This window comes from Planktotalea sp. (assembly GCF_050633725.1).
Taxonomy (GTDB): domain Bacteria; phylum Pseudomonadota; class Alphaproteobacteria; order Rhodobacterales; family Rhodobacteraceae; genus Planktotalea.
This window is the reverse complement of the sequence record NZ_JBOEHB010000009.1, coordinates 57,344-76,167: the sequence shown is the minus strand read 5'-3', so window position 1 is coordinate 76,167 and position 18,824 is coordinate 57,344. Positions and strand designations below refer to the sequence as shown.

The following is an 18,824-nucleotide window of genomic DNA, read 5'->3' as shown; positions in this document are numbered from 1 at the left end:
TCAATCCTTGTATTGTATCGGTACTTTAAAAGATACCTGCGATTAGTTCTTAGACTTATCGACCATCTTGCCCGCAGAGATCCAAGGCATCATGTCGCGCAGCTTGCCGCCGACGACTTCGATCTGGTGCTCATCGTTTGCACGGCGAGAAGATTTGATTGTTGGCTGGCCAACAGCATTCTCGAGCATGAAGTCACGCACGAACTTGCCAGACTGAATGTCGCTCAGAACCGCTTTCATACGCGCTTTTGTCTCGTCGTATGGCAAGATGCGTGGACCAGAAACATACTGACCGTACTCAGCAGTGTTGGAGATGGAGTAATCCATGTTCGCGATGCCGCCTTCATAGATCAGGTCAACAATCAGCTTTGTTTCGTGCAAGCACTCGAAGTACGCCATTTCAGGCTCGTAACCTGCTTCAACAAGAGTTTCAAAGCCCATGCGGATCAATTCAACGATACCGCCGCAAAGAACCGCTTGCTCACCGAAGAGGTCTGTTTCGCACTCTTCGCGGAAGTCTGTCTCAATAATGCCTGAGCGACCGCCACCGATTGCGGAGCAGTAGGAAAGACCGATTTCAAGCGCTTTGCCGGATGCGTTCTGGTTTACAGCAACGAGGCAAGGCACGCCGCCGCCTTTTGTGTATTCGCCGCGTACTGTGTGACCTGGGCCTTTTGGCGCCATCATGATCACGTCTACGCCTGGCTTTGGCTCGATCAGGCCGAAGTGAACGTTGAGGCCGTGAGCGAACGCAATCGCTGCGCCATCACGGATGTTGTCGTGAACGTATTTCTTGTATGTCTCTGCCTGAAGCTCATCGGGCATTGTGAACATGATCACGTCCGCCCATGCCGCCGCTTCAGCGATTTCCATAACTTTCAGGCCTTCGCCTTCAGCTTTTGCTTTGGAAGGGGAGCCATCGCGAAGCGCAACAACAACGTTCTTCGCGCCAGAGTCGCGCAGGTTCAACGCGTGCGCGTGACCTTGGGAGCCATAGCCAAGAATGGCAACTTTGGCTTCTTTGATGAGGTTAACGTCGCAATCACGATCATAATAAACGCGCATGTGTTTCGTCCTTTTAGGTTGGAATCAGCTATTGAGGGCAAACTACGCTATGTCCTGCGTTGAACTTTTCTGATTTTGACTATATTCACCTCAGATGGATATTTTCATTCTTCATTTTTCGAAAAGCGGTGAAAATCATGCTTGATGACATAGATCGGCGCATACTTCGCCAGATGCAAGCCGCGCCAGAGCTGCCAAATGCCGAACTCGCTGCGCGCTGTGATCTGACGCCCGCGACCTGCTATCGACGTATCGAGAAAATGCAGGCCAATGGCGTGCTCGGTGGCCAACAAGCGGTGATTGACTGGCAGGCGCTTGGCTATGCGGTAGAGGTGAGTTTGCGCATCACGCTCGACAAAACCCAAACGCGCGCGTTCGATGAATTTATCGAGGCGGCGCGCGATGTGCGCCATGTAATTGAAATCCAGACCTTCCTTGGCCGCGTCGATGTGCGCCTCTCTGTGATCGCCCGCGATATGGCGCACTACCAGCAGATTTACCGCGAACAGATTCTCAGCCTGCCTCATATCGCGGATATCGAAGCGCTCATGCATGTGGCGCGGATCAAACAAGGCGAGACCCTGCCGCTATGATCGAACTTGACGAGATCGACCGCAAAATACTGCGCGCGTTGGCCAAAGACGCAACGCTTGGGGCAGGCGCATTGGGGCGGCGCTTCGACATGTCCCAACCCGCGATGTGGCGGCGGGTGAAGCGTTTGCAAGACGGCGGCGCGATCCGTGGTCGGCGCTTGGTACTGGATCATGAAAAGCTGGGCTTTGGGGTGACCGTTTTTCTGGGCGTTAAGCTGGCGACCAAAGGGCGTGTCAGTTTAGAGGATTTCGAGCGTGCGGCCAGCGCCATTCCTGAAGTGCAAACGATTGAGCATGTGCTTGGTCTTTATGACTATCGCTTGCGCGTGGTTGCACGCGATATTCCAGATTTCGAACGGGTTCTTCGGCGTAGAATTATGACGCTGCCCGGGGCAGGGGATGTGGAAGCCAACGTGCTCTTGAGCGAAGAACGCAGGCCCGGTCCGCTGGGTTAGGGCAGTATGCGAAAGTAGACTTTGCCAATGTCACCTTGGAGCGATAGCAAAGAGGCAACCTAGTTTTGGAGAATCCCATGCCCGCATTGCTCGACACTATTGACCCTAACGGTCTCGAAGAATTTTCGGTCGTTTTCACTGACCGCTCGCTCAATCACATGAGCGGCGCGTTCCAAAAGGTGATGAACGATATCTCCTCAATGCTTAAGGACGTCTACAAAGCGGACGGTGTCGCCCTTATCCCTGGCGGCGGGTCTTACGGCATGGAAGCCGTCGCGCGCCAGTTCGCGCGTGGTTCCCACGCGCTGGTCGTGCGCAACGGGTGGTTCTCCTACCGCTGGTCTCAGATTTTCGAGGCGGGCGGTTTCACCGAGAGCTGCACAGTGATGAAAGCGCGCCAAACGGGCAACGACACGCGCGCGCCCTTTGCGCCTGCGCCGATTGAAGAGGTCGTCGCAACGATCCGCGATGAGAAACCGCAGATCGTGTTTGCACCGCATGTGGAAACATCCGCGGGCGTGATCCTGCCCGATGACTATGTGACCGCCATGGCAGCCGCCGCGCACGAGGTTGGCGCGTTGATGGTCCTCGATTGCATTGCATCGGGCTGCGCTTGGGTGGATATGAAAGCGAGCGGCGTTGATGTGTTGATCTCAGCGCCGCAAAAGGGTTGGTCCGCTTCCCCGTCTGCGGGTCTTGTAATGATGTCAGAGCGCGCGCTGGCACGCTTGGAAGAAACCACATCAGACAGCTTCGCGATTGATCTGAAGAAATGGTATCAGATCATGCAGGCCTATGAAAACGGTGGCCATGCCTATCACGCGACGATGCCGACCGATGCGCTGCGCGCGTTCCGCGATACGATGCTTGAGACGAAAGAATATGGTTTCGACAAGCTGCAAGCGGCGCAATGGCAGTTAGGCGATGCGGTGCGCAACTATCTGAAAGGCAAGGGGATTACTTCTGTCGCGGCCGATGGGTTCGGTGCTCCTGGCGTCGTGGTCAGCTACACGGACGATCCCGCGATCCAGAACGGCAGCAAGTTCGCGGCCCTTGGTATGCAGATCGCAGCGGGTGTTCCGCTGGCCTGCGATGAGCCCGATGATTTCCGCACGTTCCGCCTTGGGCTCTTTGGTCTCGACAAGCTTTATGATGTGGACGGCACAGTCGCACGCTTGAGCAAAGTTCTCGATCAAGTCCTCTGAGACGGCCCGTAAGGTGCGTGGTTTCACGCACCTTACTTATCCCTTGGCACCAAGGCCCATCTGCATGATAGACTTGCGCAGCGGTGCAAAAGAATAGAGCGCATTCAGACCCGCGGCGCGTGCGTCGCGCAGTGGCGGAGCGCTCAGCATAGAGGTGCGGTTGAGCATCGTAACCCCTGCCACGCGCATCCGAATGTCGCCGATACGAGCCTTGTGATAAGCATCGAGCATCGTAGCGTCGCCCAAGCCTTCGGGGCGCGCAACTGCAAGATCAAGCAGCGCGCGCAGATCGTTTAAGGACATGTTGAGCCCTTGCGCTCCAATCGGCGGGATCACATGCGCTGCTTCGGCCACAAGCGCAATTCGTTCACCGCTAAGTTGCTCTGCATGTTGTGAAATAATCGGCCAGACAGCGCGCGCTGAGTTGAGCGTGAGGTGTCCAAGCACGTCGCACGAACGGGTGTTCATTGCCTCTTCAAACGTAGGGACACTCATCTCAGCCAGTGCTTTGGCCTTCGGGCCTTCCTCCATCCAGACAATCGCGGAGCTTGGTTTGCCCTCAAAGTCTGGCAAAGGTACCAATGTGAACGGCCCGCCAGTGCGATGAATTTCTGTGGAAACGTTCTCATGCGGCAACTCATGGGTCACCGAGAAGGCCAAGGCCTTTTGCCCATAACGCGTTGTTTTCACGTTTATTCCTGCCGCTTCCCGCATCGGCGAGCCGCGTCCGTCAGCGGCAATAATCAAATGCGCACGGGCGCGGGTGCCGTCACTTAGTCCGACGCGCGCCTCTGTCGTGCGCGTGAAAAGGGTATTTGCACCAACGCCAGTTCGATAAGTGACATTTGGCAGATCTTCTAAATGCGCGGACATTTCCCGGCGCAATAGCCAGTTGGGCAGGTTCCACCCAAAGGGCAGTTCGGAGATATCTGAGGCGTCAAATTCTTTGGACATGCGCGCTTCGGCTTCGGGGCCGCCCGCATCAATAATCCGCATGATTTGCAAAGGAGCCGCAAACGGGGCAAGTCTGTCCCATAGGCCGATGTCGATCAAAAATTGTCGTGCGGGTTGCAAAAATGCAGTGCTGCGCTGATCCGCACCCTTTGCATCGCGCGCGGTTATGGGCGGAGCAGGATCGACACAAAGAACATCAAAGCCGGCGCTAGCAAAAGCCGCGCTTGCGGTAAGGCCAGCAATGCCGCCGCCTGAAACGATGATGTCGTGATCCATGACTTTCTCCACTGTTACCTAAGAGATAGGCTGATGCGACCGCGCCGCTATAGGCAAATCGCCGCAAGCTAACGAAGTGAACGCAGAAATGCAGTTAGATCATCTGTGTGATGGTGGATGTGATCCAGATCAAGCGGTTCTTCGGCAATGTGGACCGTGCGCATGCCCAATGCATGGGGCACAGCCAAATTTCGAGGATCATCTTCAAACATAGCAGCCTTGTGAGGCGTAACACCGTCTTTTGCGAAAACCATTTCGAAGGCAGCGGCGTCTGGTTTAGGGTGGAAATCTGCATGTTCCACGCCGTAAATCGCATCGAAAAGTCCGGCCAATCCTCGTGCGTCCAACACGTTTTCGGCATAGGGTGCCGATCCGTTGGTATAAACGATTTTTCGCCCGGGCAGCGCATTTACCGCGCAGCGCAGATCGGGATCGGGCGAAAGAACAGTGAAATCAATGTCATGCACATCCGTAAGGTAAGGCGTTGGATCAACATCGTGTTCGCGCATTAGCCCTGCCAGCGTCGTGCCATGGGTTCGCCAATAGTGCCCGCGAAGATAGTCAGCCCGTTCTTTGTCAACGCCAAGGGCGTCCATCACGTAAGCGGTCATGCGCACCTCGATCTGATCGAATAAACGCATATGAGGCGGATAAAGGGTGTTATCTAGATCGAACACCCAAGTGGTCACGTGAGAAAAATCAGTCTTTGGCATGCGTGGGACGCTAACGGGATAAAGCAACAGCGACAATAGGTTGATTGCTATAGGCCTTACGCATAGTCTCGCGCAAACGAAGGCGAGGTATTTAACATGGGTCAAGTGCGGGCAGGCCAAACGGATGCCTATTCCCTTATTCTGGAAGCGATTGACGTCGGTGTTTTTAAGCCTGGTGATCGTTTGGTTGAAAGCGATCTTGCGGACCGCTTTGGTGTCTCGCGCACGCCTATTCGCGAAGCCTTGCAACGTCTGGAGACGCAAAACCTGCTGACGCGCGACGGACGCTCTTTGATCGTCGCCTCCCTTAGTCACAACCAAATGTCCGAGCTATATGTCGTGCGCGCCGAGCTAGAAGGGCTGGCGGCTCGCCTTGCTGCGCGCCATGCGACCGAGGAAGAAGTGCGTGTTTTGCAAGACATGGTCGAAGATGACCGCAAAATCATTGACGATCCAAATGCGTTATCCCGAGCAAACAGGCGGTTTCATAAGCAAATTCACCTCGCGTCTCATAACCGGTTTCTCGTGCGGCAACTTGATCTAGTGCATCGCTCGATGGCGCTAATGGCAACGACGTCGCTCGCTGCTGATGGGCGCGGAGAGGTTGCGATGGATGAGCATCAGGCCATTGTTCAGGCGATTGCACACCGCGATGAAGACGCTGCGCAAAACGCGCTACGCAGTCATATCTCGGTGGCCTTCGTGACGCGGCTTAAACTGGATTCTGGCGGCGCGTGAACGTCTTTTTGATTGGAATTTTTGCTACTGTGGCCGTGCGAGGTTTTTTCCCAATAAAAGGGTCGAGTTAAGAGCTCCCATGCGCCTTTGTAAATCGCAAGCGTTCCGAGAGACATGTAAACGCTCATACAGATAGACCAAGGGATCAAGTGACGGTGCGTTTTGCCTGAAACTGCGATGATGTAGACTATCGTGCTTGCACACCACATCGCAATAAAGCCGACCATAAGCGTGGCCAAGAGCGATACTGGTAGCGCAGAGGCCATCCAATGCGGCGCGCCGAGATAGAGTAGCATGCAAGACCAAATGAGCGGCGCAAGTAAGTATTGGCTTATGGAGGAGAGGAAAAAGGCTTGGAAGCCAAGAAACTTCCACATGCCAAGTTCAAATAACAATCGAACTGGTCGGCGCATATGGGTGAAGTAGGTGATCAAATATCCTTTAAGCCAGCGAGACCTTTGTTTAATCCAAGGCCACGGAGCGTTGTTTGCCTCTTCCATCGTAACTGAATCAATCAGGGCGGTTCGATACCCAGCGCGGGCCAGTCGAATGCCCAAATCCGCATCTTCAGTGACGTTATGCGCATCCCAACCATGCAGTTCTTTCAGAATTTTGGTGCGAAAGAACACGCTTGTTCCACCAAGGGGGATCGCAAACCCCATACGCGCAACGCCCGGCAAAACAAGCCGAAACCAAGTCGCGTATTCTATCGCAAAGAACCGCGATAGCGCATTGGCGCGGGCGTTATAGAAATCGAGGATGGCCTGAATGCAAGCTGTCGAATGAGGGAGCGCATGAAACGCGGAAACCACGTCGGAAATTTGATCAGGATGGGGCGCGTCTTCTGCGTCGTAGATGCCGATTATGTCGCCTCGGCAGAACGGCAAAGCGTAGTTGAGCGCGCGGGGCTTGGTCGTAATTCGTCCCGGCGGAACAACCAAGACACGCATCCAAGAGGGAAGTTCTTTGGTTTCAAGATGCGCGCGCGTTCGGGTGTCGTTTTGTTCGACAATCACCAAAACATCGAGAAGCGCTTTGGGATAGGTCAGTCGGCCAATCCTATGTAGCAATGCATCCAGAATATCGCTCTCGTCGTGCAACGGGATCAAAAGACTAACATTGGGCAACTTGTTCGGGGGGGACTTTGCCCTTGCAAACAGCGGTGTTTTGGAAGCCAGCTGGAGAAAGGCTGCGGTTGTTTTGATTACAATCCCGACGCAGACCATAGACACCGCAAAGAAGAAAAGGGCGCGATAGAGGTCAGAAAGCGCGAACCAGTTCAGGGCCAAAGCGATAAGCGCTAGGGGGATGACAGCCGCAAGTAGCGTTTTGATTTGATTTGGTAAATTTCGACAGCTCAAATCCTCTGGCACAGAGACTTCTGCTCTTTGAGCCAAGACGTCGCTGCCGGAAGCGCAGACGACGGCTTCAATGGTAGATTTATTCACGACAACCATCGTCGCTGGCAGCAAATGGGGCGGGAGTGCCGCGCAGGTGTTTTCAAACTCGGCAGGCAAGCTGGTCGCAATTAGGGTTTCAGGCCCGTTTCGGGCCCAAGGAACGGCCTGTAGGCGCAATGCCTCTTGGGGCTCAAGCTGCTGCACAAGCTTAGGATCGGCGGGCACGGCTTCTGCATCTAAATAGGTGGCACCATATTGCAATGCCAAGGTTTGGTAGAGCTGAGTTTCAGTAATCAGATTTCGGGCAAGCAGGATCTGACCAAGATGGGCATCACTGGCGCTTTGACGTCCCAAAGCGGCCAAAACATCGGATGAGCGAATGAGACCTCGATCGACCAAAAGCCTGCCAAAGGGGCTTTTGGATTTGTGACGTAATGGCGGGTAATTTTGCGTCGCGATACGCGGCATTAGATCGCTCATAATTGGGCTAGATGTCGTAGCATCTGGCCCATTTATGGGAGCTTTAAAGTTAAGGACGCGTTAACGCCCTTAGGAATTACCTAAGCGTTAAGCTTTTGCGTCGGCCATGTTTTGCGCAAAGCGTTCAAACAGGTAGTAGCTGTCCTGTGGACCTGGGCTTGCTTCCGGATGGTGCTGAACTGAAAAGACCGCGCGTCCATCTAGGCGAATTCCGCAGTTCGAGCCATCAAACAATGACACATGGCTTTCAACGACGCCCTCTGGCAAGGTTTGGCTGTCCACCGCAAAACCATGGTTCATCGATGTAATTTCGACCTTCCCTGTGTCATGATCTTTCACTGGGTGGTTCGCCCCATGGTGGCCGTGGTTCATTTTGATCGTCTTGGCACCTACTGCGAGCGCAAGCATTTGATGCCCAAGGCAAATTCCAAAAACAGGCAAGTTGTCCTGCGCCAGAATCTCTTGGATCATCGGAACCGCATATTCGCCTGTTGCAGCAGGATCGCCCGGTCCGTTCGACAGGAAAACACCATCAGGATTGTGTGCCAGTACATCTTCGGCGGTTGCCGTGGCTGGTAAGACAGTGACGTCACACCCTGCAGAGGCAAGGCAGCGCAAAATGTTGCGCTTGGCGCCGAAATCTACCGCGACAACTTTGTACTTTGGCGCTGTCTGGGTTGGATACCCATCAGGCCAAGCCCACCGCATTTCATCCCAGCGATAGCTTTGCGCGCAAGTGACTTCTTTCGCCAGATCAAGACCTTCGAGACCAGCAAACTCTTTCGCTTTGGCAACCAATGCGTCGGTGTCAAAAAAGCCATCAGCGTTGTGCTCAAGCGCCGCATGTGGCGAACCCTGCTGTCGAATAGCACGTGTCAGGCGCCGTGTATCAACGCCGCCGATCGCGATACGTCCGCGTGCGGCAAGCCAATCGCCCAATTCTTGAGTGTTGCGCCAATTGGATGCCTCTGTGGGATTCCATTTGACGACCATGCCGGCCGCAACAGGATCACCTGTTTCATCGTCTTCGCTATTTGTACCGGTGTTGCCAATATGCGGGAAAGTGAAGGTTACGATCTGACCCGCATATGACGGGTCGGTCATGATTTCCTGATATCCGGTCATCGAAGTGTTAAAGCAAAGCTCTGCAACGGTGATTCCAGTTGCACCAAACCCATGTCCATACAGCAGTGTTCCATCCGCTAACGCGAGGCAGGCTGTTGGCTTTACGGCGTTTTTAACATCTGCGAGTGTCTTTGTTGACGTGGGCATGTGGCATTTCCCCAATGTTCGGTTTTGCGATTTTGGCAGCTAAACTTGGCGGAAACTATGTGCCAGCCCTTATAAGGTCAAGAGAAAGACTAAAAACGAAATTGTTTTAAATCAATGGGTTAAATAAAATCCAGACTCTTGCGCCGTGCGCTACCTTTGACTATGGTCCAAGGCTCTGAGCAACCGGGGATGGGTTTGGGATTTACTATGCGCGAAAAAATTAGCACGGCGCTTAAGCAAGCGATGCGCGACAAGGCGGCTGATCGCCTGTCAACACTGCGCTTGATCAACGCTGCGATAAAGGATCGCGATATTGCAGCGCGTTCTGAAGGACGCGAAGCAGGCGCCGATGAGGCGGAAGTTCTTGCTATCCTTGGAAAAATGGCCAAGCAACGCCTCGAAAGCGCACGCGCTTATGAAGAGGGCGGACGGATTGATTTGGCAGAGCGGGAGCGGTCTGAGATTATCGTGATTGAAGAATTCTTGCCGCGCCAACTTGATGAGGCTGAAGTCGCTCAAGCGGTGAATGACGCGATCAAAGAGGTCGAAGCAGATTCGATCCGTGATATGGGCAAGGTTATGGGAATTCTCAAAACCCGTTATACGGGTCAGATGGATTTTGGCTCAGTTGGTCCCGTCGTCAAAGATCGTCTTTGCGCAGGCTAGGGGCATTGCCTGCGTTTAAAGATCGGGAAAAGGCTGCAAGGCTTCGCGTTTTTGTTCTGCGTCGCTGATTGCATATTTCTCAACGAGGCGGGTCTTGAACCCGCCGCGTCCACGTCGCTCTGAGAAATTGTCCCCATGATTAATGAGGTAGAGCGCGGCAGGAAAACCTAACGGGGTCAGGCCCCGTTTGGCGAGTTTCGCAAAGTAGGGAAACATGCGGTGTTCATGTTGTAGGGTTTCTTGAAGGAATTCGATTTCTCCATTTCCGTTACCCAAGTCATAACGCCAAACGGCGCATGACCCACACAGTTTCCAAAATGGTTTTCTATGGGGATGCAGCAAAGACTGCTTGCCAGTGCGCGCAATCTCTTTTGTCGTTGCATCAAAAAGATATCCGTCAGTGACGAGGTAGCCAGATCTTTGCTGTTTGAGAACCTCTTCAACGAGGCTCTCATGAGCAAGATCGTCGGCATCAAAACTCATCGCATAGCCAGACTGCCATCCATGATCGGGCAGGGCGCCGCACCCGAACTTGAGTTTGACCCATTTGTCATTGCCCTCAACCGGTTGTGTGAAGGGGAGGAAGGTAATTCTTGGATCTTCGTTCAATGTCTGCGGCTTGGTTTGGCCGATAACCAGTGCTTTCCAGTTCGGGTTACTTTGCTGCACAAAGCTTTCCAGTGTGCCGTTCAGTTTATCGCAGACCGTGTCCCAGTCTTGCACTTGGTCCTTGGATACGAGCGGAACAATAAATGTCACCCCTTCAGCAGGGGCGCTGAACGAGCTTTGACGCAAAGCAAGTGCGGCCGATTGGGCGTGTGACGGATTTGACGCGGAAAAATTAAGACGAGCACCGAGGAGTGACGCGAGCCGTTTCCATCGCGTTAGGTTGGCTGATTGTTTCATCGGCTTATCTCGATCTGTGTTTTGACAGTGTTTGCTGAAGCTCTGCGAAGAGGGCGATACGTTCCTCTTCTGCTAAAAATGCTCCGATTTCAACTTCCCGGCCGCCACCTTTCAGAGTGACATAATTGGGAACGGGGCCTTCTTTCGGGTGGAGCGTGGCTTGCACCCAATATGTATTGCAGTTCCAATGCTGATCGGAGCCGCGCGGATTGCTCCGCTCTAATGTCGTCTCATTGGGTGTTATTGTTAACGTTTCTAGAATGTTGCGATCTTTGTAGGAGCGATCAAGCGCATACCAAATGCCGCCCACTGCAATCATGAGAAAGGGAAGCAACCCCCAGAGCAGCTTGGTTCCAAGAAGCCCGAAAAGCGGCAAAGAAATCATGCCGAAGGTTCCTAGAACGAAAGCAGCCATGCCGCGTTGCGGTAGCGATTGATGTGGCCAGAGGCGCAGGATGGTTTTACCGTTTGGTTCTTCGGGGGACCATTTGTAGGGCATTGCTTAGTCCAAGTCGCATATTGTCGGAGTTGGCCATTGGCCTAAAAGAAAGCCCCAGCGCGTTACGCCGGGGCTTTGTTGTTTTTTCAGGTTAGGCCCGTGCGTTAATGCGACGGTGCCTTGTCCCAGTCTTCCTGCTTTGGAAGCTGCTCGAACGTATGCTCTGGTGGTGGGCAAGGAAGTGTCCACTCAAGCGTGTCCGCAAATTCGTTCCATGGGTTGTTTTCCGTAACCTTCGCGCCAGAGCGCAGAGTGTAAAGGATAACGCCGATGAAGAAGACGAAGGATGCGAAGGAAATAAACGCGCCCCAGCTGGAGACATAGTTCCAGTATGCGTATGCTTCAGGATAGTCGATGTAACGACGTGGCATGCCCTGACGACCCAAGAAGTGCTGTGGGAAGAAGGTCAAGTTCGCGCCGACGAACATTGCCCAGAAGTGCAGTTTACCTGCCCATTCAGGGTACATGCGGCCAGAGAACTTTGGCAGGTAGAAGTAGATACCCGCAAAGATCGCAAAGACAGCACCAAGGCTCATCACGTAGTGGAAGTGCGCAACAACGTAGTATGTGTCGTGATATGCACGGTCCACGGCTGCTTGGGACAGAACGATGCCTGTTACGCCGCCAACTGTGAAGAGGAACAAGAAGCCAAATGCCCAGTACATTGGTGTTTTGAATTCGATAGAGCCGCCCCACATGGTGGCGATCCAAGAGAAGACCTTAACACCTGTCGGAACCGCAATCACCATTGTCGCCAGCATGAAGTAGGACTGCTGCGTCAAGGACATACCAACCGTGTACATGTGGTGCGCCCAAACAACGAAGCCCAATGCACCAATCGCGATGATCGCCCAAACCATTGGCAGGTAGCCAAAGACTGGTTTGCGAGAGAATGTCGCGATGACGTGGCTGATAATGCCGAAGCCAGGAAGAATAATGATGTAAACTTCTGGGTGACCGAAGAACCAGAGAATGTGCTGGTAAAGGATCGGATCGCCGCCGCCTGCTGGATCAAAGAAGGTTGTTCCAAAGTTACGGTCTGTCAAAAGCATCGTGATCGCACCCGCCAGAACTGGCAAGGAAAGCAGGATCAGCCACGCTGTCACAAAGATCGACCATGAGAACAAAGGCACTTTGAATAGGGACATGCCCGGAGCGCGCATGTTCAGGAAGGTTGTGATCATGTTGATCGCACCAAGGATGGAGCTGGCACCAGAGACGTGAACCGCAAAGATCGCGAGATCCATGGACATACCGCCCTCGTTCACGGAAAGCGGTGGGTAGAGAACCCAACCAACGCCGGAGCCGAGTTGGTCGTTGCCGCCCGGAGACAGAACGGAGCAAACTGCCAGCGTCGTACCCGCAACATACATCCAGTAGGAGAGGTTGTTCAAACGCGGGAACGCCATGTCAGGCGCGCCAAGCTGAAGTGGCATCAGGTAGTTACCAAAGCCGCCAAAAAGCGCGGGAATCACAACGAAGAACATCATCAAGATGCCGTGCCCTGTGATCAAAACGTTCCAAAGGTGGCCGTTTGGCGTACATTCGCCAGCTGCCGCAGCTGTGATGCGCGCGCCTTCGAGGCACATATACTGCACACCTGGATCCATGAGCTCTAGACGCATGTAAACGGTGAAGGCAACGGAAATGAAGCCAACTATCGCTGCGGTAAAGAGGTATAGAATACCAATGTCTTTGTGATTTGTGGACATGAACCAGCGGGTAAAGAATCCGCGATTATCTTCGTGTTCATGGCCATGAATGGCTGCGTCTGCCATGCGTGCCTCCTGCTGATGTGTTCAAAAGGCGCAAAAAGAGTGTCTTCTTGCGCCCACTATTCCATTCAGGTTCTAGAATGCTTCCACCGCCGCTTCAATGTCTGACTTTGACGCAGATCAACAAAAATTGTCGCACTCTCTTGATCTGAGACCGCCTCGATATAGGGAATCTGTGAACAGGCCGTTACTTTGATACTGCTGGTCTCAAAAATCGTGTGCCCCGCATCCTTTGTATACAGATTTGTATCCGCATTCCGCCAAGCGTTCACAATTGATGCACTTTTAGCGTGTGGATTCTTGTGTATTTTCGTTCCCAACAACGATTGACACCTAGGTTTTGTGCATGTCTGTAACTTTCGATAACCTTCAACACGTTCACTCACACACTCCTGTTGACGCAAGCCCTTGCTCTCCTAATCCTGAAGCCAACGACTTGCTTTTAGAGCAAGCTATCGAGCAATTGCGCCGCGCCGCGCAGTTGGTTGAGAAAGTTGCCGTTGAAACGTCCGGTTATATCCCCGTTAGCAGAACGGAGTTTCTGTCGGCTGTGGCCACATCGCTAGATGTTCGGATCGTTTCAATGGTTGAGAGAGATTTCAAGCAAACCAGTTCGCCCGAATCTTAGTGCTGCATAGGTGGGCGGCATAAAGCTGCCGTTCCATTTTGCCTTAATTTTGTGATTCCCTGGTCATGAACTATGCTTGGTGCTCGGTTTAGGTGATTTATGAGTGTTAACGAAGTCTTTGGTCAGAACCTCAGGTTATTGTGTTCCAAGAGAGAATCGATTGCTTCGGTTGCGAGAGACTTGGGAATCGGTAAGGTTCAGTTCCACAGGTACATCGCGAGCCAATCGTTTCCCAAGCCCAACGTGCTTGAAAAAATTTGCGAATATTTCAAAGTTGATGCGCGGATTGTTCTGGAGCCTTTGCATTTTGGGCCGGACGGCGCGCCGGCGTTACCGCGAGAAGAACGGGCGACTTTGATCCAAGGTGATCTGGTGCAGGCGTTTGGCGTCGTAACCAAGGGCCACCAGTTTTTCCGTGATCAAGACGATTTTCCCGATGGTATGTACGCCAATTGGCGCAATAGCTTATCCAACCCCGGGAGCTATGTTGTGACCTTGTTGCAGTTAACCACACAAGGAACGTCGCGCATAATGCGTGGGTTTGATGCGAAACAAATGCTTCCAAAAGAGGTGCGGGTTAAGCCGCGGGAACGTGAGTATAAGGGAATTTTGATGCAACACGGTGCCGGGTATTCCGCGGTGTTTTTCAGCTGGACCCCTGACGCACGAACGACGAGCTACTTTTACGAAGTCCTTATGGACGCGCGCTCTCCAGTGACGGTGTCAGGCATCAGCATCCTTTCTCGGCCAGCTCAGATCGGTCTTGAACGATTCGCGAGAAGTGTTCTGATCGCTTTGCCTCGAAATTTTAAGTCCTATCGCGATATCACCCGCTATCCCATGTATATGGCACAGGATGAGCTGCCCGTGATTGTGAAACAATTGCTCAAAGTTGATCCACTCCACGGGAGCGCATTGGAAGGGCAGAACAAAAGTTAGCTCGCTGCGAATACCTTTGAAAAATTTCGACGCAGAGCTACATCCAAGTCTTCGATGGTGACTGGAAGCCCAAGATCAACAAGGCTGGTGACGCCGTATTGGGTAATGCCGCAGGGCACGATGCCTGTGAAGTGCTCTAGGTCAGGTTCGACGTTAATGGAAATCCCATGGAAACTCACCCATTTGCGCAGGCGAATTCCAATTGCCGCAACCTTGTCTTCGGCCAGCGTGCCATCGGCTTGCAACGGCTTGTCAGGGCGTTCGACCCAAACGCCAACGCGCCCTTCACGAATTTCGCCTGTTACATTGAACTCGGCTAGGGTTTCGATCACCCAAGTCTCTAGCTGCTGCACAAACGCGCGTACATCGCGGCCACGTTTCCCAACGTCGAGCATGACATAAGCGATACGTTGACCGGGCCCGTGGTAGGTATATTGCCCACCGCGCTTTGTTGTGTGCACCGGAAAGCGATCAGGATCGGTTAGATCCGTCACATTGGCCGAAGTGCCAGCGGTATAAAGCGGGGGGTGCTCTAGCAGCCAGATCAGCTCATCTGCTTCACCTGCTGCGATCTGCGCTGCGCGTTGCTCCATCGCTGCGCATGCGGATTCGTAGTCTACCAATTCGTTAGATATTTTCCATTCAACCATGCCGTCCGCGATACTATGCGGGAAAGGGCCTGGCAAACGCTTCTTGGCGGCACGAGGCTACTTTGGAAGAATACCTGCTTCTTTAAGCGCGCTGATGTTGCTTCGGCTGGCGGGCAATTCGCGGCCGTCAGAAAGCGTAAGCAGGGCCTTGTCGCCATTTCGCTTTGCCGAAACCACATGCGAGCGCGCGACCCAATGAGAGCGGTGGATTTGCAACCCGTCTACTGGTGGTGTTTCCCGTATCGCATCTGAAAGGCGCAACAAAATCAGAGAGGTGCCTTTCGTCGTAGTTACTTCCACATAGTGATCCTGCACCGAAAGAGAGATCAATGCTCCGCGTTTGTCCAGTTCAAGACGATCCAGCAATGGGGCGGTCAAATCGGTCACGCTCTCAGGGGGGAAACTAGTGTCGAACACATATTGCAAAATCAGCGCGACGACGATCGCGGTCGCCGCGATTGAAAACAAAAGCGGCCCGATCTCGCTTTCGAGGAACAATGTTGATCCAAAGGCCATCACGTTGATGATCGCCATAAGCAATGTGACGAGCAAGGCGGTTGCCAAAGCTGGCAGCGCGCGGCGGATCCAGACTGGCTCCCACGTTCGCGTCCATTCGGACACGAGCGAAGAGGCAAAGACTCCAGTGGCGAAGGTCGAGGGCACAGTGGCCGCCCAATAGGCCAGACGAGGGCCAAAGGGCATTACTTCTAATGTTCCGAAAGGCCCAGATATCGCAAGCAGCATGACAACGGACAACATGATCGCTTGAGAAACACGAGCGCTAAAGGCGCGCCGCACTTCACGAAGCGCGTATTGCATGGGGCCGTGTGTCACGTAGAACCTCCGCATTTCGAAACAAAGCCGCGTGACGCAAGTGAACGCAACATTCTAAGCATTCCTATCGCATTAGTTTGGTCGAAGAAAAGGAAGTTTGCCATGGACATTTCGCCGCTTTTGAACGCGCCACTAGAAACGCAAATGCATGTCGTTTGCGCCGTGCTTTCGTTGGTTTTGACGCCGGTCATTCTCCTTAGACGCAAGGGGGACCGGGTTCACAAACTCCTTGGGCGATTTTGGGTGCTTGTTATGGCTCTCACCGCGCTAAGCTCTTTTGCAATTCATGACATCCGCTTGATTGGCCTCTTCAGCCCGATCCATTTGCTTTCGTTGCTGACGCTCTATTCTCTTGCGGGCGCAATCTACCAAGCCCGCGCAGGTCGGATTCAGGCCCATAAATCTCATATGATAGGAGCGATGGGCGGGTTGTTGGGGGCAGGGCTGTTTACTCTCATTCCGGGCCGATTGATGTCCCAAGTGTTTTTCCAAGGGATCGAACTGCAAGGTTTCATCGGCTCTCTCGTCCTTGCAGGGCTCGCAATTATCGTGTGGCGCAACAGAGCAAGAGGGGCAGAAACAGGCGCGCTGTCTTAACGGAGATGTACAATCGGAGGTTTTATTTTGGAGCGCCTCCATTTTAAGTCGCTGAATTTTATATGCAAATTTTATGGGTGCGAATTGCCCAGCGATTTTCCTGTCGCAGTCACCCTCATTCAAGGATGACAAAGCGAAAATATTCTGCTTTTCTGACGCCGTAGTCGCCTCGTTCGGGGCAATTTTTATTAAATACAATGGTTGCGGTTTATTTTTTCGCAGGCCGCAATCCTTTTTTCAAAAGGACACTATCTATGGCTATCCATACAATTACGTCGAACATTGCTACGGCTGGCAATGCCTATTCCATTGCAAGCAACGACGTTCTCTTCATCAATGCAGGGGTTGTCGTCGAGTCGACAACGACAGCGGACGTAATCGCCGCGAACACCGCAGAAGACGCGCAAATATTTGTTGCTGGCACAGTCGTTGGGCAAGGCGACGGTATTTACCTTGATCATAGATCGCTTGTGAATATCTCGGCAACTGGCAGTTTCGTCTCTGGGGACGAAGCAGTCACGTCAAATGGTTTTGGTGCGCACATATTAAACAATGGATCGATTTTCGGAGACACGACTGGTGTTGATTTCCTCGCTCTAGCGTCCGAAAATTCTTTGACCAATTCGGGGTCGATTCTGTCAGGAGGTGACGCGATTAATGTTGCCGCGGCGAGACTTTCGATCACGAACACAGGCAATATTACTGGTTACACGGGCGGTATTGATTCCAGCTTCGGCTTTACGCTTTCCAACGAAGGCACCATTAGCAGCTCGGATGGCCATGCTATTCGTAGCACATCGTCTTCAACCGATATTTATAACTCGGGTTCAATCGTGTCTGAACTTGAGGCCGTTCAACTATCTGGTGGCTTCCATCAGTTTACCAACTCGGGCCGCGTGTCTTCTGATGTGCGCGATGGTGTTGTTATTTCAGGTACGGGCGGTGGCAACTTTGTCACCAATACCGGTGATATCATTGCCGAAGATCACGGAATCCACATTGCAGATGGGTCCAACAGTCAGGTTTATAACTCGGGGATGATCGTTTCTCGGAGTGCTACGGGTATCATCTTGTCGGGAGCATCGGGGTCACGCGCATTGATAAATGACGGCACGATACTCGCTGAAAATGAAGGGCTGAGCATTTCCGGACAGAATTATCATGTCATCAACAATGGCACAATTTCTTCGCTTGGTGAAGAAGCTGTACAATTGGGTAGTTCGTCCGGTTCAGTCAGCAGCTTTTCCAACCATGGCCTTCTGGTTACGTCTAGCGCTAACGGGATTGCACTTCGTGGCTCGGCTGTGGCGGATGCGACCGACAGTATCCTGAACACAGGATCAATCGAAGGACATGTTATTCTGCAAAACGGCGGTGATGATTTGATCAATTCGGGTCTTGTTCGCGGCGATGTGGACATGGGCGAAGGCGATGATCTCTATCAAGGCGGTGGCAACAGCAATGTCACGGGAATCATTCTTGGTGGTGAAGGCAATGACACGCTCTTTGGGGGTCAGAACGACGACTTTATCGAAGGCGAAGATGACAACGATGTAATTCGGGGTCGCGATGGTGAAGATAATCTTCTGGGTGGTTTGGGATCCGACAAGATCCGCGGCGGCGAAGGTGATGACGTCATCGAAGGCAATGAGGGCGCAGACAACATCCGCGGCGGTTCCGGTGACGATGTCATCACAGGCGGCAAGGGCGATGATGTTCTGCGCGGCAAGTCTGGCGATGATGTTCTCGAAGGCAACAACGGCGACGACGCCATTCGAGGTGGAGACGGCGATGACATGATCATCGGCGGCGGCGGAACCGACCTGCTCATTGGCAATGGCGGTATGGATGTTTTCGTGTTCAACAACATTAGCGAAAGTACAAACAATGCTGCCCGCGACGAAATTCGCTTTTTCGAAGATGGCGATATGATCGACTTGCAGAATGTCTTTGGCGGCACGCTGGAATTCATCGGTACGGGCGCATTCACTGGTACGGATAACGAAGTGCGTATCAAAGAGGGCGCCGCTGGCAATACAACGGTCTATGTTGACACAAACGGTGACGGGTCTGGTGATATGCGTATCTTTGTAAGCGACACGCTTGGCATGACCGAAAGCGACTTCATTCTATAATGGCGCGTTGAACGTTTTAAGCCGCGATATTTATCGCTGAAGCA

At 53.0% G+C, this 18,824-nt stretch carries 19 protein-coding genes; 9 read left to right on the top strand and 10 right to left on the bottom strand.

What is annotated here, in order from left to right:
• Positions 1 to 42: 42 nt before the first annotated feature.
• The gene (gene ilvC, locus ACRBCU_RS09415; protein WP_431365129.1) at positions 43 to 1,065 is read right to left on the bottom strand and encodes a ketol-acid reductoisomerase; all 1,023 of its coding nucleotides are present in this window, start codon (positions 1,063 to 1,065) and stop codon (positions 43 to 45) included.
• Between the two features lie 137 nt (positions 1,066 to 1,202).
• Between ilvC and ACRBCU_RS09410 the strand changes: the two genes are divergently transcribed.
• The 3 genes from ACRBCU_RS09410 (at position 1,203) to ACRBCU_RS09400 (ending at position 3,318) form a co-directional block, all read left to right on the top strand.
• Positions 1,203 to 1,658 carry an Lrp/AsnC family transcriptional regulator gene (locus ACRBCU_RS09410; RefSeq protein WP_431365128.1) on the top strand — a complete coding sequence of 152 codons (456 nt, stop codon included), beginning with the start codon at positions 1,203 to 1,205 and terminating at the stop codon, positions 1,656 to 1,658.
• A complete protein-coding gene (locus ACRBCU_RS09405; RefSeq protein WP_431365127.1) occupies positions 1,655 to 2,113 on the top strand; it encodes an Lrp/AsnC family transcriptional regulator in 459 nt (152 codons plus the stop codon). The genes ACRBCU_RS09410 and ACRBCU_RS09405 overlap by 4 nt, the downstream gene beginning before the upstream one ends.
• Positions 2,114 to 2,190: 77 nt before the next feature.
• Complete coding sequence (locus ACRBCU_RS09400; protein WP_431365126.1) at positions 2,191 to 3,318, top strand: aminotransferase class V-fold PLP-dependent enzyme; 1,128 nt, start codon at positions 2,191 to 2,193, stop codon at positions 3,316 to 3,318.
• 36 nt (positions 3,319 to 3,354) lie between these two features.
• Here the strand turns inward: ACRBCU_RS09400 and ACRBCU_RS09395 are convergent, their stop codons facing one another.
• Entirely contained in the window at positions 3,355 to 4,548 is a 1,194-nt protein-coding gene (locus ACRBCU_RS09395) for a UbiH/UbiF family hydroxylase (protein ID WP_431365125.1), read from the bottom strand.
• A 68-nt stretch (positions 4,549 to 4,616) separates the two neighbouring features.
• A complete protein-coding gene (locus ACRBCU_RS09390) occupies positions 4,617 to 5,261 on the bottom strand; it encodes a pyrimidine 5'-nucleotidase (protein ID WP_431365124.1) in 645 nt (214 codons plus the stop codon).
• A 96-nt stretch (positions 5,262 to 5,357) separates the two neighbouring features.
• Between ACRBCU_RS09390 and ACRBCU_RS09385 the strand changes: the two genes are divergently transcribed.
• Positions 5,358 to 5,999: a GntR family transcriptional regulator gene (locus ACRBCU_RS09385; protein ID WP_431365123.1), complete on the top strand. Its 642-nt coding sequence runs from the start codon at positions 5,358 to 5,360 to the stop codon at positions 5,997 to 5,999.
• On the opposite strand, the gene ACRBCU_RS09380 is transcribed toward ACRBCU_RS09385, so the two are convergent.
• Positions 5,945 to 7,867, bottom strand: a complete 1,923-nt coding sequence (locus ACRBCU_RS09380; RefSeq protein WP_431365122.1) for a glycosyltransferase — start codon at positions 7,865 to 7,867, stop codon at positions 5,945 to 5,947. The genes ACRBCU_RS09385 and ACRBCU_RS09380 overlap by 55 nt on opposite strands.
• 99 nt (positions 7,868 to 7,966) lie before the next feature.
• On the bottom strand, positions 7,967 to 9,151 hold the full coding sequence (gene carA / locus ACRBCU_RS09375) for a glutamine-hydrolyzing carbamoyl-phosphate synthase small subunit (RefSeq protein WP_431365121.1): 1,185 nt from the start codon (positions 9,149 to 9,151) through the stop codon (positions 7,967 to 7,969).
• 207 nt (positions 9,152 to 9,358) lie between these two features.
• On the opposite strand from carA, the gene ACRBCU_RS09370 reads away from it, so the two are divergent.
• Positions 9,359 to 9,817 (top strand): GatB/YqeY domain-containing protein, encoded by a 459-nt coding sequence (locus tag ACRBCU_RS09370; protein ID WP_431365120.1) that lies wholly within the window; start codon positions 9,359 to 9,361, stop codon positions 9,815 to 9,817.
• 15 nt (positions 9,818 to 9,832) lie between these two features.
• Here the strand turns inward: ACRBCU_RS09370 and ACRBCU_RS09365 are convergent, their stop codons facing one another.
• The 3 genes from ACRBCU_RS09365 to ctaD form a co-directional block, all read right to left on the bottom strand.
• Entirely contained in the window at positions 9,833 to 10,723 is an 891-nt protein-coding gene (locus ACRBCU_RS09365) for a hypothetical protein (RefSeq protein WP_431365119.1), read from the bottom strand.
• 4 nt (positions 10,724 to 10,727) lie between these two features.
• On the bottom strand, positions 10,728 to 11,222 hold the full coding sequence (locus ACRBCU_RS09360; protein WP_431365118.1) for a DUF2244 domain-containing protein: 495 nt from the start codon (positions 11,220 to 11,222) through the stop codon (positions 10,728 to 10,730).
• Between the two features lie 104 nt (positions 11,223 to 11,326).
• Positions 11,327 to 13,000: a cytochrome c oxidase subunit I gene (gene ctaD, locus ACRBCU_RS09355; protein ID WP_431365117.1), complete on the bottom strand. Its 1,674-nt coding sequence runs from the start codon at positions 12,998 to 13,000 to the stop codon at positions 11,327 to 11,329.
• A gap of 343 nt (positions 13,001 to 13,343) precedes the next feature.
• Here ctaD and ACRBCU_RS09350 point away from each other — a divergent pair, with 343 nt between their 5' ends.
• Entirely contained in the window at positions 13,344 to 13,625 is a 282-nt protein-coding gene (locus ACRBCU_RS09350; RefSeq protein WP_431365116.1) for a hypothetical protein, read from the top strand.
• 99 nt (positions 13,626 to 13,724) lie between these two features.
• Positions 13,725 to 14,564, top strand: a complete 840-nt coding sequence (locus ACRBCU_RS09345) for a helix-turn-helix domain-containing protein (protein WP_431365115.1) — start codon at positions 13,725 to 13,727, stop codon at positions 14,562 to 14,564.
• Here the strand turns inward: ACRBCU_RS09345 and lipB are convergent.
• A complete protein-coding gene (lipB, locus tag ACRBCU_RS09340; protein ID WP_431365114.1) occupies positions 14,561 to 15,214 on the bottom strand; it encodes a lipoyl(octanoyl) transferase LipB in 654 nt (217 codons plus the stop codon). The two genes, ACRBCU_RS09345 and lipB, sit on opposite strands and share 4 nt — an antisense overlap.
• Before the next feature lie 57 nt (positions 15,215 to 15,271).
• Entirely contained in the window at positions 15,272 to 16,048 is a 777-nt protein-coding gene (locus tag ACRBCU_RS09335; protein ID WP_431365113.1) for a LytTR family DNA-binding domain-containing protein, read from the bottom strand.
• Positions 16,049 to 16,150: 102 nt separating this feature from the next.
• Between ACRBCU_RS09335 and ACRBCU_RS09330 the strand changes: the two genes are divergently transcribed.
• Positions 16,151 to 16,645 carry a DUF2306 domain-containing protein gene (locus ACRBCU_RS09330; RefSeq protein WP_431365112.1) on the top strand — a complete coding sequence of 165 codons (495 nt, stop codon included), beginning with the start codon at positions 16,151 to 16,153 and terminating at the stop codon, positions 16,643 to 16,645.
• 254 nt (positions 16,646 to 16,899) lie between these two features.
• Positions 16,900 to 18,780, top strand: a complete 1,881-nt coding sequence (locus ACRBCU_RS09325) for a hypothetical protein (protein WP_431365111.1) — start codon at positions 16,900 to 16,902, stop codon at positions 18,778 to 18,780.
• Positions 18,781 to 18,824: the final 44 nt, after the last annotated feature.

Bases quoted from the DNA above. Each gene is read 5' to 3' on its own strand.
- ilvC (WP_431365129.1), bottom strand. From the start codon at position 1,065: ATGCGCGTTTATTATGATCGTGATTGCGACGTTAACCTCATCAAAGAA.
- ACRBCU_RS09410 (WP_431365128.1), top strand. From the start codon at position 1,203: ATGCTTGATGACATAGATCGGCGCATACTTCGCCAGATGCAAGCCGCG.
- ACRBCU_RS09405 (WP_431365127.1), top strand. From the start codon at position 1,655: ATGATCGAACTTGACGAGATCGACCGCAAAATACTGCGCGCGTTGGCC.
- ACRBCU_RS09400 (WP_431365126.1), top strand. From the start codon at position 2,191: ATGCCCGCATTGCTCGACACTATTGACCCTAACGGTCTCGAAGAATTT.
- ACRBCU_RS09395 (WP_431365125.1), bottom strand. From the start codon at position 4,548: ATGGATCACGACATCATCGTTTCAGGCGGCGGCATTGCTGGCCTTACC.
- ACRBCU_RS09390 (WP_431365124.1), bottom strand. From the start codon at position 5,261: ATGCCAAAGACTGATTTTTCTCACGTGACCACTTGGGTGTTCGATCTA.
- ACRBCU_RS09385 (WP_431365123.1), top strand. From the start codon at position 5,358: ATGGGTCAAGTGCGGGCAGGCCAAACGGATGCCTATTCCCTTATTCTG.
- ACRBCU_RS09380 (WP_431365122.1), bottom strand. From the start codon at position 7,867: ATGCCGCGTATCGCGACGCAAAATTACCCGCCATTACGTCACAAATCC.
- carA (WP_431365121.1), bottom strand. From the start codon at position 9,151: ATGCCCACGTCAACAAAGACACTCGCAGATGTTAAAAACGCCGTAAAG.
- ACRBCU_RS09370 (WP_431365120.1), top strand. From the start codon at position 9,359: ATGCGCGAAAAAATTAGCACGGCGCTTAAGCAAGCGATGCGCGACAAG.
- ACRBCU_RS09365 (WP_431365119.1), bottom strand. From the start codon at position 10,723: ATGAAACAATCAGCCAACCTAACGCGATGGAAACGGCTCGCGTCACTC.
- ACRBCU_RS09360 (WP_431365118.1), bottom strand. From the start codon at position 11,222: ATGCCCTACAAATGGTCCCCCGAAGAACCAAACGGTAAAACCATCCTG.
- ctaD (WP_431365117.1), bottom strand. From the start codon at position 13,000: ATGGCAGACGCAGCCATTCATGGCCATGAACACGAAGATAATCGCGGA.
- ACRBCU_RS09350 (WP_431365116.1), top strand. From the start codon at position 13,344: ATGTCTGTAACTTTCGATAACCTTCAACACGTTCACTCACACACTCCT.
- ACRBCU_RS09345 (WP_431365115.1), top strand. From the start codon at position 13,725: ATGAGTGTTAACGAAGTCTTTGGTCAGAACCTCAGGTTATTGTGTTCC.
- lipB (WP_431365114.1), bottom strand. From the start codon at position 15,214: ATGGTTGAATGGAAAATATCTAACGAATTGGTAGACTACGAATCCGCA.
- ACRBCU_RS09330 (WP_431365112.1), top strand. From the start codon at position 16,151: ATGGACATTTCGCCGCTTTTGAACGCGCCACTAGAAACGCAAATGCAT.
- ACRBCU_RS09325 (WP_431365111.1), top strand. From the start codon at position 16,900: ATGGCTATCCATACAATTACGTCGAACATTGCTACGGCTGGCAATGCC.